Here is a 12,931-nt window from a genome sequence, read left to right on the forward strand (position 1 = left end):
GTATCGAGGCGATCGCGTTATAGAACATCGTGTGGTTGATCGCGGGTCGGTGAACACGTCGATCTCCCTGGCCGGCGCGAAATCAGTCCTCATACTTTGAGAGGGCAAAAGCTCCCTGTTGAGCACGCAACCCGAAACGACCCCGGGAGTGGCCCGGAAGCAACATTTTATCCGGTTGGCAATGAATCCAGGATCGGATCAGGTTTGAAAATCTCCGGTCCAAAACAGAGCCGGCCGTCAAAAGGCCGGATGTCCCGTAGATCCATACCGTCGAGCGCAAACGAAACGTGGGGTGTGTAGTCTCGATAAAACCACGTCATCCCCGCCCGGCGAAACTCAGCATGGCGGCGTGAAAGCTTGACGGAACCAAAGGCCAGCACGACGATACCTCCAAAGTCCAGGACAGCTCTTCGTTGGCTCGCGCGGATTGTCAAATCGCTCGCGGCGGGAACCAACCGCCGCCCGACGTTCGGGTCGTGGAATTTGCCGATCGTGACATGTAACGCGGTCGCCGGCACGATCTCCTGGAAGCCTTCGGTGATCGCCCATTCAATTAAGTCGTTTCGATTAAGAAGTTCCCTGATGACGAACATGCGCTTTTTCGCAGGAGTTTCAGGAGGGCGCTCATCTCTCGGTTTTTAAGTCATTACAAAGATTTATGAAATCGAGGACGGGACCTTTGGCTCGATTCTCATCAAGAGCAAAGGACAAACATCCCCGAAACCGTACTCACCCAGATCATGATCCGTTTGATAGATCCTACATCTCGACGGCCGTCAGACTGATGTTTTCGATCGTTGCGGTTCCGCCCCCAATCGCAGAAAGTCCAATATCGAACCAGTATGGTGTACCTGGCGTTAGATTCGGCACTATCGATTGCAAAGCGAACGGAATTTGCTGGGGCGATGAAGTGATAGCCGTCACTCCCTTCACCGCTCCGCCAATGGCTGTGCCGGTCGCTGCTACGCCATTGCCTGGAGCTGTGCCGGGTCCATATCGCAGTTGCACAACGAAGCCTTGACCGACGGCATTAGTATTGAAACCATCGCCGGAAGCCATGAATAACACTCGTCCGGAAGCGCCTGGCGTGATCGATCCTGCGAGGCCTTGCATCACCTGTGTGCCAACACTTGTCGTGCCTGCCGGATTCGCGGGAACCGCCTGGGAAGCGCCAGCATTGGACGTCAAAACACCGCTGCTGGATAGACTTGCTGCGCCGCTAACCTTCACAGCCGTCGGCGTCGATTCCTGTGCCCAAGGGCTAAAGCCGGTCGGTGGAACTGTCAACCAGGAAGAGGCAGTCATCGCAATCTGCGCCGTCCCCTGATTTTCCCGCCAAATCACTGCCGGGAATATCGTCGCACTCGAGAACGTGCTGATCGAGAACCCGCCAGCACCCGTTGCGGGGTTGGCGCTTGCTGAGTTATTCCAGTTGCCTGATCCGGTTCTAAACCAGATGAGGCGATTGGTAATGTCGACCGCGATACCAACCGTGCTGCCGGCAGGAACCGCAGCAACGGTTCCTAGTTGAGCGGCATTGTACCAAACTTGGCCGTTCGGCTCGACGGCGATACCCTGCAAGTTCTTGCCAAGATAGTTATTGAAGTCGACCGTTGCGGTCGCAACGCCCACACCGCTGTTGCCGTCCGTAATTGTGACATTCTGGAATTCGAAATAATATTTGCCGCTCGATTGCGAATTGGAGGCGAGCACCGCAGCGTAGGACGCATTTGTAGAAGTGGCAGTCAAATTGCTATTGCTCAGCTGGACATTCGCGGCCTTCGCCGTCGAGCTGAAGGTGGCTCCGGATCCTACAACGATCATTCCGTCTGTCAGCAAAACGCCGCCGAAGGTTCCCGCGCTATTGAATTGGATTGCTCCGGGCGAGCCGCCTGGCGCACCCGATGAGGAAAGCGTTATCCCCCCGGAGCTGTTGGTAATCGTAACACCGGGACCCGCGGTCAAAGTCGCGGCCTGCGGTGCGTTTCCGGTCGATCCAATGACGATCTGGCCGTTAGTCAGTGGGCCAATGCCGGCAAACGTGCCATTGCCTCCATTGAACTGAACCGCATTTTGGGATCCGGCGGGCGCCGCATCTTCGATGCAGTTCGCAAGCGCACTGACATCCGCCATGACCTGGGTTGCATCCGCAACTTGGCCATTGCTGAGCTGGTAGGGGATATTACATTGGGCAAAGGATACGTTCGCATAAAGCAATCCGCTGAAGAACAAGCCGGCTTTGAAGCTGCGACGCATGGTCTGGTCCTCTTTTATCAAAGGCTCACGACATTCCAGGACAACACCTGAAACGCCGCCGCCCAGGTTTGTCTGATGTTTGGGGGAAATATAACTGCAGGACCCACTGTGCTCAAATTGCTGAGGACGGCGTTTGCTGGAACGGAATAGGCAGGGATGAAGAACTCACCGTCGCGAGAGAACGACCAGATCAAGTTGGTGCCATCGTAAGTCAAACGCTGCCAAATGGGCTGTACCGGCTGCGGGAATCCTCCATCCTGACTCATGATGTCGTTGACGCGGCTGTCCAGTCCGACGCCCCCCGATGTGATGTAATAGTCGAAACGGTAGTCCGTGGTGCTGTATGCGGTGACGCCGAATTCGACAGCTTTATTGTTGACTGCGTCCCTTACGGCAATGGACGGCATGGAGTAATCGGAAAGGCCGCCCGTGTAGACCCCAAGCATCGTGGCTTGCCAATGGCCGGTGGGCGCGTTCATTTCCGCCATCATCGCGGCTCCATTGACCGCGGCGGATGTTGTCAGGACCATGCCTCGGCTAGAACCGGCAATCGCGGCTCCCGTCGGTGGAGTGGTGGAGGTTCGCAGGGTAAAATTTGAGGCGATCGGTTTGACAACGGCGGTTCCATTTAGCCAGTCGGCGCCACCACCGCCGAGTACGCCAGTTGTCGCGATCGAAATTGCACCTGGGGAGCTGGTGATAGCAATGCCTGTGCCAGCCGATAAAGTTGCAGCGTGTGGAGGCGCACCCGTCGCCCCTATCAGCAGTTGACCGTCGGTCAATGGCCCAACGGCTGCAAATCCGCCACTGCCATTGTCGAGCTGGACACTGTTTTGCGCGCCTGCCGGAGCTGTGCTGCCTAGACAGGTTGCGACGGCGTTGAAATCACCCATGACTGGTGCGCTATCTACCACGGCTCCATTGACGACCTGATTTGGAACAGTACAGGCCGCTTGTGCCGCGCCCACGTGCATCGCGAGCAGAAGACCAGCCGTGATCACATATTGGCTTTTAGACATGGAGAACTCCAAAGATCGCGACAACTAGTTTGAGATGAGATTCCAGGAAAGGACGTGAAATCCGGCATTCCAGCTCGTGTGAGTGGGCTGATAGAACATCACCGCAGGGCCTATGGTGCTGAGATTGGTCAGATAGTCCGTCGCGGAGACGGTATAGATGGGCTTAAAATTCTCGCCGTCGCGGGAGAAGGAATAGATCAAATTGGTGCCGTCATAGGTTAAGCGTGCCCAGGCTGGCTCGCTGGGTGTCGAGAAGCCAACATCCTGCATTTGAGCGTCGCCGGAATAAGTATCGAGCCCTATGCCGCCAGACGACTTGTCATAGTCGAAGCGTATGCCGCCGCCATAGCCCCCGACCCCAAAGAGAACAGCCCGTTTTGTGACGGCGTCTCGCACCCCCATCGAAGGCAGGACATAGGACGATATCGGCCCCGTATAGGCAGCAAGCATAGTTGCCTGCCAGTTTCCGGAGGGGAGGGAAACCTCTGCCATCATGGCACGACTGTCTGCAATGGAGTTTGCGGATAACAACATGCCTCGCGTCGTCGCGGTCAGCGTTGCGCCCACAGGGGGCGTCGTGCTCGTCTGCAGGACGAAGGATGTGGCGGTCGGCTTGACCACCGCCGGCTTGTTCAACCAGTCGACGGCCGCCCCCGTGCCACTCCCGGTCGCAGAAATCGTGACGGATGCGGGACCGCCGGTAATTGCGATGCCGGAGCCAGCCGAGAGCGTTGCGGGCTTGGGAGGATTGCCGGATGATCCTATGAGAAGCTGACCGTCGGTGAGTGGAGGGACGCCCGCGAGCGAGCCGTTTCCGCCATTGTAGATCACCGAATTCGCGCCAGCACTCGGCGTCTGGGCATCGGCACAATTTGCGAGTGCGGTGAAGTTTGCGGCTACTTTCGCTGCGTCGGCCAAGTCCCCGGTTTGGAGCTGGTTCGGGAGCGCACATTGTGCGAGGGCAGTGCCCGCGGCTGTCAAGAAAGCCACGGCAAAGATCGGAGCGAGGAACGAGACTCTAGGCATGAGAAACCTCGATGCAGGAAGGACACGGTTCACATGCTGGCGAGACGCCAGGACAGAATGTGGTAGGCGGATGGCCAGCTTGGGTTTATGGGCTGCTGGAACAATGCGGCGGGGCCGACCCGGTCGACATTGGAAAGATTGTCGACTGCAAGAAACGTAAACACTGTGGAGAAGACCTCGCCATCTCGCGAGAACGCCCATGACAGATTTGTGCCGTCATAGGTCACACGTGACCAGAGAGGTTGCGAAGGCGGCGGCAGGCCTATGTCGGCAGCTGTTGTCTGGCCGAGCACCGTGTCGAGCCCCAAGCCTCCAACCGTTCGAGTGTATGCCGCTTGATAGGACGTCGTACCGGATCCGCCGATACCAAATTCGACAGCCCGATGGCTGATGGAGTCACGTACGGCAATTGCTGGAAAGCTGGCCTTCGCAAGTGGCCCAGAATAGATCGCCAACATGGTTGCCTGCCATGCGCCCGACGGAGTCGCGGTCTCGGCCATGACGCTGGTACCATCCGCAACGGCTGTCGTTGTCAATGCCATGCCACGGACCGTTGGCACCAGAGAGGCTCCTGCTGGCGCTGTCGTTGATGTCACGATGGAAAAGTTCGTGGCTAAAGGTCTGATGACGGCGGCTTCATTCAACCAATCGACAGCATTGGCAGAGCCGTTGCCTGTCGCCGAAATCGTGATTCCGCCAGGGGCGTTCAGGATGGCGATACCAGGTCCGGCGGTTAGTGCCTTTGCTTGCGGCGCGCCTCCGGTGGTTCCAAGGATAACTTGGCCATCCGACAAGGAGACGCCGCCCAGATTGCTACTCGATGTTTCGAACTGAACCGTGTCCTGGCCTCCCGATGGTGCGGTCGCATTGACGCAGCCCGCAACGGCCGAAAAATTCTGCATGACCTGCGTCGCATCGGCCGTTTGACCGTTGGACAATACATTTGGCACTGTGCACGCCGCCATCGCCGGCGAAGCCACTGCAAAAAGTGCAGATGAAAGAAAATTCAGTGCAAGGTTGCTTTCTGATCGCATCGGGCGCCCTCTTGAAAACTGATCAAAGCAATGCGCAAGCAAATTGAGACGCACCCTAATTGCACGCTGAAAACGAATTCGTCAATTGATAAAATATAGATGCCATAAATTCGCAATTACAGAATATACATTGGGAATAACCATAGAAATCTCCTTCCGAAAAACGTTCGCTTTTCAGATCAACAACTGAAGACGATGCTTCGATTCCCGTATTTTACGGGATTGTATTTCTGGTTATTGTATGAGAATGCTATTTCAAACGCTGGGGACTTCGCTGAATGACATCGCAAGCCGCTTCGGGTGAGTCCAAAGAATGCTGCAATTCGTACGCAAGTTATCTTTTGCAAAATAAACTCACAAGATGCAGATTGTGCGACAGTAAACAAATTTCTCATAAGGAAAGAGCGATGATTTCGAGGCTCGGTTTCCAGATAATTGTTTCGATTGCGCTTTTGGCGGGTGCTGTTCCCGTATTCGCGGATTCGAAATCGAGCGATTTTGGTTACGACGCCAACGGGCGGCTGACCACGGGCTTCTATGACAACTCTAAATGTATCGTTTACGGCTACGACCCGAACGGCAATCGCATATCGCAGCAGATCGCGAACAAGGATGCCGCTCCACCGATCTGGGGTCAGGTCAACTGGGGCGCCGTCAACTGGGCGAGCGGTATCGCTGATGCGATCTGGGGTTCAGGATCCTGGGGCTGCATTCTTTGGACTCAGCCGTGAGCACGGTTGACTAACGATCTTCCATACGTTTCCAAAAATTCGACGAGAGATCTCGATGATGTCTGCATTCAAATCCGGAACAGCAGCAATATTTCTTCTCGCATTGGTATCCGCCGGCACGGTGATGGCTGCACCGCCGGCGGTAGCGGCGTTTCCCGCTAACGCGAGTGGCTTTGCCGAGCCTTTGGTAAAGACAAAGGCCACGATGGCAAATGAGGACGAAGACCTTTTGTCCGCTATCAATGCATTTCAGCATCGGCAGGACCTTTCCGACCTATCCAGCCTGACTGCCTATCTGGCGAAATATCCCCACAGTGGCTGGTCGACGGCGCTCTGGACCAATATCGGCCTCTCCTATCTGCATGACGGCTATTTCTCGCGCGCCATCGATGCCTGGCAAAAGGCCTGGATCGAAGGGAAGGACGCATCTGCTCCTGAAGCGCGTGCGCTGACCGATCGCGCTGTCGGCGAGCTCGCCAGCCTGAACGCCAGCATGGGACGGAGTGACGATCTAGCGCTCCTGTTTAGCCAACTGGACGGTCGTAAGGTTTCCGGGCCGGCAACGGAAATGATTCAATCTGCCCGCGACATGCTGACACTGGTCAAGACCGATCCGCGGCATCTGTTCAACTGCGGCCCGCTTGCGCTACGAGCTCTCCTGTTGACCCAGGGGATGAGCGCGGACAAGCTCAATTTCCTGCAATTTTACAATGCCGGGCCGGAAGGCACGACGCTTGCCGAACTCGGTGGATTGGCAAGCAAGGTAAAGCTCGATTATCGCCTCATTCGCCGTTCTCCGGACGAAGCTGTCCCCGTGCCATCGGTCGTCCACTGGAAGGTGGGGCATTTTGCGGCGATCGTCGGAAAGGCGAATGGCCGCTATCATGTTCAAGACGCAGTCTTTCCGAATGCGGATATGTGGGTCACGCCCGATGCACTGAATGCGGAGGCCAGCGGATATTTCCTTGTGCCCGCAAGCGAGGTCACCAGTGAAGCCTGGCAGTCCGTTTCAATGCCACAAGCAGTCTCCATTCGCGGCAAAGGATCGACGAACAGTACTCGCCAGGGCGATGCCGGCGACACTAATGCCAACGGGCCGGGACCAATCCCTCCTGATCCCAACAATCCATCTCTTGGCGGCTCGGGAGGACTAGGCGGCAATGGAAACCAGTCGCCATGGCCGCAGGGCGCAAACAATCAAAACAACGGCGGCGACAATAACCAATGCCCCCTCTGCGTGGTCAACATTAAGGAATCCAGTGTTAGCGTCGCGCTCTCGGACGTGCCCGTCGGCTACGTTCCGCCGATCGGTCCCTCGATGAAGATCGGCATCAGCTACAATCAGCGTGAAGACAGTCAGCCTGCTAATTTCGACTACTTCAATATCGGTCAGAAATGGTCGCTAAGCTGGTCAAGTTACATTATCGACGATCCAACCAATCCGGGCGCCAATGTTTCGCGTATCATGGGTGAGGGCGGCGCCTTCTACTACATCGGCTATGATACCGTCCGCAAAACCTTCGCGGCGCAGGACACCGATGGTTCGATCCTTTCTCTCATTTCGCAATCGCCCGTCAGCTATCGGCGCCAATTGCGCAACGGCGGAATGGAGATCTACGAGCAGTCCGACGGAAGCGCCGCCTATCCGCGCAAAATCTTCCTGAGCAAGGTGATTGATCCGCAAGGCAACGCCGCAACGTTGCGCTACGATAACCAAAAGCGGCTGACCTCAATCACTGATGCCGTCGGGCGTGATACGACCTTCAACTATGGCGTCGCCGGCCGTCCGCTGCTCGTCAGCCAGATTACGGATCCATTCGGACGCAGCGCCCTCCTAACTTACGACGGTCAAGGGCGGCTGGCGTCGATCACCGATATCATCGGTCTGACATCGAGTTTCAGCTATGACGCCAATTCGCTCATCAACGCTCTGACGACGCCTTATGGTACAACTCGGTTCAGCTATACCGCGCCTGGAACCTCGGGTCCGCCGCGCTTTGTTCAGATCACTGATCCGCTCGGCAATAAGGAGCGCGAGGAATGGCTCGAGCCCGCCCCGATTCCATTCAGCGATCCGACCGCTACTGTACCTGTTGGCATGCCACTTCCGCTCTCCAACACTTATCTGCCCTACCGCAATAGTTTTCATTGGGACAAGAGCGATTACGTCACCGCCGGCTGCACAGATACCGGTGGGTGCGATTACACCAAGGCCAGGATCCGGCATTTCGTTCACATGCCAGCCTCTTCTATCAAGGGGACGGCAATCGAGAGCGAGAAAAAGCCGCTGGAGAACCGCGTCTGGTACACCTACCCCGGGCAGACCGGATCAACGGGCACCCTTTACGGCGGAACCTATAACAAGCCGACGGCGATTGGCCGAGTGCTCGATGACGGTTCATCGCAGATCAGCTTATATGCTTATGACAGCAGCGGAAATCTGACGCAGGCAACGGATCCGGCCGGGCGAATCACCTATTATTCCTATTCGAATGGCATCGATCTTGTTGCCGTCAGTCAGGCGGATCAATTCGGCGCGCAGTCCACACTGGCGCAATATATTTACAACAAGCAGCATCGACCGATCTTTTATTCGGACGCGGCCGGGCAGACGAGCACGATCGGTTACAATGCAGTTGGTCAGTTAACCTCGTTCACCGACGCCCTTGGTGAAAAGACGGCCTATCAATACGACACAAACGCAAATTTGGCGTCGGTCACGAACGCCAACAACGCCACTGCGGCTACCTACACCTATGACGGCTTCGCCCGCGTGCGAACCTATACCGACTCCGAAGGTTGGACGGTCACTTACGACTACGATGCGGCCGACCGCATTACGAAAATCACTTATCCCGACGGCACATCGCAACGCTACACCTATCAGCGGCTCGATCTCGTTTCCTATCAGGATCGCGAGGGCCGGCTTTGGCGATATCAATATGACGCCAATCGCCGACTAACGGCGGTTGTCGATCCTATGCGGCAGTCGACGACGCTCGGCTACGATCCGGCCGGAAATCTCGTTTCTCTAACGGATCCGAAGGGCAATGTGACGGCCTGGGCCTACGACGTTCAGGATCGGCAAACCTCGAAGACCTATGCCGACAATAGTCATGTTACCTACACTTACGAAAACACGACCAGCCGCCTGAAGAGCGTTCTCGACGCATTGGAACAGACAAAACAATACAGTTATGCGATCGACAACAATCTGACTGGTCTGACATATCTCAATGCCGTCAATCCGACGCCGAATATTTCGTTCGGCTACGATCCCTATTTTGATCGCATCACTTCGATGACGGACGGGGTGGGGGCGACGACCTATGCCTATAACCCGTCCTATGTCGATGGTGCCCAGCAACTGGCTCAGGAGTGCTTTACCGCATCCGGCTCTGCGAGTTGCTCCCACACAATCACCTATGGCTATGATGCTCTAGGGCGGCGAGCCACACGGCAGATTTCGGGCAGCGGTGCTGAGACGGTGCAGTACGATGCTATTGGGCGCGTGACCAACCATTCCAGCGATCTGGGCGCTTTTCAGATTTCCTATCTCGGACAAACTCTGCAGATCACAGCTCGACAGTTGCTGCCAGCAACGTCAACTCTCAAGACCACATGGAGCTATCTGGACAACGCCCACGACCGCCGACTTTCGGGCATCGCCAATACCGGGCTGACAACAGGCCAGTACACGAATTTCACATTCCAAACGTCGTTGGAGAATTTAATCACCGGTATCACGCAGGACAGTGACGCAAACGTCGCGGAACCCAATCCCGCCGCGCAGACTGTGTCCTTCAACAATCTCAATGAGATTAGCCAAGTCTCTGGTCAGGCCTATAGCTATGATGCCAACGGCAATCTTCTTTCCGACGGTAAGCGGACCTATTCCTGGGATGCGGAAAATCGGTTGGTGACGATTATCTACCCTTCCGAGCAGGGAAAGCAGACAAAGTTTGTCTATGATGGTTTCAGCCGTCGCGTTGAGATCGATGACATATCCACCGGAGGCGGCGCCACCGCTGTCTCAAAATACGTCTGGTGCGACAGTAAGCTTTGCCAAACACGCGACTCTAGCTACGCTCCAATGCGAAGCTACGTCAGCGAAGGCGAATATATTGCAGGAACCTCGACTTCCGCACTCTTTTACGGCGTTGATCAGATTGGCTCTGTACGGCGTGTGTTTCAGAGTACGACAAGCGCTCCTGCCTACGACTACGATCCTTGGGGCGTTTCGCTATCAGCACTGGATCAAATTGCTGACTTTGGCTTCGCTCAGATGTTCGATGGAAGAAGTCTTGACTCCAATTTAACGCAATACCGTGCCTACAATCAAAATGTCGGGCGGTGGGCATCGCGTGACCCACTGGGAGAAAGGACGGATCCATATGGAAACCTCTATACGTACGTCCTGAATTCGCCGCTCACCGGGGTTGACCCCAATGGTCTTGACCTAGCGGATCGTATCCTAGATTGGTTGGGTCCGGGTTCCATATGCCAACGAAGCCCTAATGGCGCAATTCAACTAATGTCGGCAGACAGAAGTAGGCTGATTAGATTTGATATTACGCCGCAAACTAGCCACGGGCTGGGGCCGCATATAAATATAGAGCCAGGCCGGCAGCATATTTTTCTAACAAATTGAAAGCGCGAGGATGTCACCCGAATTTCTAAGGAAGGCTGGAAAAGTCTTCACCGAGTTGACCAACGTAGCCATCTTTTTAAGAGAAAATGGCTACCCGGAGAGGGCCCTTCAATGCTTATTTGTATTGTCAGAGGGCGATAGCACATATGAAACAGGAACCTACGCCTATGAGATCGGTCGTTGCTATGAAACGCTTGGCAATCTAGGAGAGGCAGCAAGGTTTTTTGCCATCGCCGTTGAGCAAAATCCCGCAATAACTGAATTTCGAGTAGCTGCTGAACGGCTGGGGCTATCGCTGCCACCAGATCCCACTTCTGCCTAGGAAGCCATATTTCGCTTTGCTAACGTGTCCCGTTTAATTCTGTTCAGTCGGAGCGGGAATTTTTATGGCTATTCGGCATTTGCTATCTGGTATCGGCCTAACGCGCGCTAACCTTCTAAGTTGGTGAAGGTCGGAGATATAATTCATGGGCCGAGTGTTGAGTTGCGCGAAGTTTCGACCCGGTTTTGCGTTTCGCCATGACCTACCTCTGCCTGCGAAGCATCAGTCTTTTCAAAGTATTAAATCCGTGTAGACGGTTAGTGCAAAATTGTATTCAAGGGTCAAAATCTCGCGAAATTCAACAACTAGAGCGTTTCCGATTTTATCTGAATCGGAGGGATTCCGTTTTTTGGTGTTTTGTGATTCTCATGTCCGTTTTCAAGGATTGGGGTATAGGTTTTCGTTTCGCTTTTCAGCGCCGAAAGAAACGGGCTGGTTATTGCAGGACGCGGCGGCATTGAGACGACGGTTGATCAGACTCTGATGCGCGGGTTGGATACCGCAGGACCGTGGTTCGTCTCGGGCCTTCCTCTGTCTCACATGGCGCGTGTTGCCGTTTCAGGCTCGCAGAATCACAACGAGGGTTACCCTGACCGGCCGCCACGCCCAGCAATAAACAGCGTGATGGAATTGAACTTGTTTTCTCCTTTCCCTTGATGCCTTTTCGTCAGGCTGCCTTTGTTGGGGTAATGGGAACTGTCGTCGCAATCGCCCAGGCGAAGGCAGCGAGCTCGCGCGCGATGGCGACGATGACGATGTTTGTGGGGCGGCCACTAGCCTGCATGCGCCGATATCGTTGGCATAGCCGCACCTGCGCCTTCCAGGCGATCGCCCTGATCGCTTCAGGCAGCCCCTCCGTTCGTTTCAGGATTTCCTGGCTTACACGCGCAGGCAATCTATAGGTCCATGCGCCTTCGACCAGCATGCGCCGCGCACGGGTGTTGCCGGCCTTCGTGATTGAACCCCGCGACACGCTGGCCCCGGTCGAGCGCTCTTTGGGAACCAGACCCAGCCATGCCATGAACTGCCGGGGATTGTTGAAGCGTCTGAAGTCGCCGATCTCCGATACCAGTGTCACCGCCGAGATCTGTGCGACACCGCGCAGGGCCTGGATCGCTTCGACGACAGGGTTAAGCGACCAGTCCGGCAAGAGCGCCACCATCTGCCGGGTCAACCGCTCACGCCGTTCCTCGATTTGCTCGATGGCACGAATATATTCTTCCATAGCGATCTGCTGCGCACGGTGATCAAAGCGCTGTGTCGCCAGCCAGTTTCGATGAGCTCTTGTCCAATGAGAGCGGCCTTCGAAGACCCGCCCGTGCCGGAGCAGGAACGATAAAAGATGCTGGCGCGCGCGCCGTAGATCCGAGACCGTCACTTCCCTTGCCCGGCAGAGATCGCGCATGGCCTCATGTGTCTCGTCGGGAACCCAGATGGACGACAGTTCACCAGCGCGCAACAACGCGGCAAGCGCGACAGCATCGCGGCGATCCGTCTTGATCTGAAGCCCCGGACGGGTCGGAACCAGCGATGGCGCGACGACAAGGCATTCATGGCCAAGATCGCGAAGTTGACGATACAATCCATAACCTGTCGGGCCGGCCTCATAGCAAAGGCACAGGCGTCCGTGACGTCCAGCAAGCTTGTCGACAAATTTGCGCACCGCATCAGCACGGTTGGCAATTTCGCCGTAATAGCGAACCTCACCTTTGCGGCCCGCTTCCGCCAGACCGATCGCGATTTTTTCCTTGCTCACATCCAAACCAACGTAAACTGCGATATCATCGACCACGGCTCGTCTCCTATGTTTGAGGCTCTGGCGCTGCAGCTAACCCTCGTTCTGAACATAATGCGAGACGAGCCACCCTGCCGGCTAAGGACATGGGGTCTCA

The 12,931-nt window shown here is 55.7% G+C and carries 9 protein-coding genes; 3 read left to right on the forward strand and 6 right to left on the reverse strand.

The annotated features are described in order from the left end of the window. Nucleotides 1-167 precede the first annotated feature (167 nt). The 5 genes from DQ393_RS30155 to DQ393_RS30175 form a co-directional block, all read right to left on the reverse strand. Nucleotides 168-593 (reverse strand): phage prohead protein, encoded by a 426-nt coding sequence (locus DQ393_RS30155; RefSeq protein WP_112345368.1) that lies wholly within the window; start codon nucleotides 591-593, stop codon nucleotides 168-170. Between the two features lie 166 nt (nucleotides 594-759). Continuing rightward, nucleotides 760-2,256 (reverse strand): SPRY domain-containing protein, encoded by a 1,497-nt coding sequence (locus tag DQ393_RS30160; RefSeq protein ID WP_112345369.1) that lies wholly within the window; start codon nucleotides 2,254-2,256, stop codon nucleotides 760-762. Nucleotides 2,257-2,273: 17 nt separating this feature from the next. Continuing rightward, a complete protein-coding gene (locus DQ393_RS30165; protein WP_112345370.1) occupies nucleotides 2,274-3,275 on the reverse strand; it encodes a hypothetical protein in 1,002 nt (333 codons plus the stop codon). A 24-nt stretch (nucleotides 3,276-3,299) separates the two neighbouring features. Continuing rightward, on the reverse strand, nucleotides 3,300-4,301 hold the full coding sequence (locus DQ393_RS30170) for a hypothetical protein (protein WP_112345371.1): 1,002 nt from the start codon (nucleotides 4,299-4,301) through the stop codon (nucleotides 3,300-3,302). A gap of 29 nt (nucleotides 4,302-4,330) precedes the next feature. Next, nucleotides 4,331-5,389 carry a hypothetical protein gene (locus tag DQ393_RS30175; protein ID WP_245430504.1) on the reverse strand — a complete coding sequence of 353 codons (1,059 nt, stop codon included), beginning with the start codon at nucleotides 5,387-5,389 and terminating at the stop codon, nucleotides 4,331-4,333. A 353-nt stretch (nucleotides 5,390-5,742) separates the two neighbouring features. On the opposite strand from DQ393_RS30175, the gene DQ393_RS30180 reads away from it, so the two are divergent. From DQ393_RS30180 to DQ393_RS33250, 3 genes are read left to right on the forward strand one after another with little or no spacing between them, the layout of a single operon-like run. Continuing rightward, a complete protein-coding gene (locus tag DQ393_RS30180; RefSeq protein ID WP_112345373.1) occupies nucleotides 5,743-6,066 on the forward strand; it encodes an RHS repeat domain-containing protein in 324 nt (107 codons plus the stop codon). Nucleotides 6,067-6,121: 55 nt separating this feature from the next. Next, entirely contained in the window at nucleotides 6,122-10,717 is a 4,596-nt protein-coding gene (locus DQ393_RS30185) for an RHS repeat-associated core domain-containing protein (protein WP_245430505.1), read from the forward strand. A 10-nt stretch (nucleotides 10,718-10,727) separates the two neighbouring features. Next, nucleotides 10,728-11,039 (forward strand): hypothetical protein, encoded by a 312-nt coding sequence (locus DQ393_RS33250; protein WP_146759002.1) that lies wholly within the window; start codon nucleotides 10,728-10,730, stop codon nucleotides 11,037-11,039. Nucleotides 11,040-11,706: 667 nt separating this feature from the next. On the opposite strand, the gene DQ393_RS30190 is transcribed toward DQ393_RS33250, so the two are convergent. Next, on the reverse strand, nucleotides 11,707-12,831 hold the full coding sequence (locus tag DQ393_RS30190; protein WP_112339943.1) for an IS110 family transposase: 1,125 nt from the start codon (nucleotides 12,829-12,831) through the stop codon (nucleotides 11,707-11,709). Between the last annotated feature and the right edge of the window lie 100 nt (nucleotides 12,832-12,931).

Source organism: Martinezella tropici (assembly GCF_003287875.1).
Taxonomy (GTDB): domain Bacteria; phylum Pseudomonadota; class Alphaproteobacteria; order Rhizobiales; family Rhizobiaceae; genus Rhizobium; species Rhizobium tropici_C.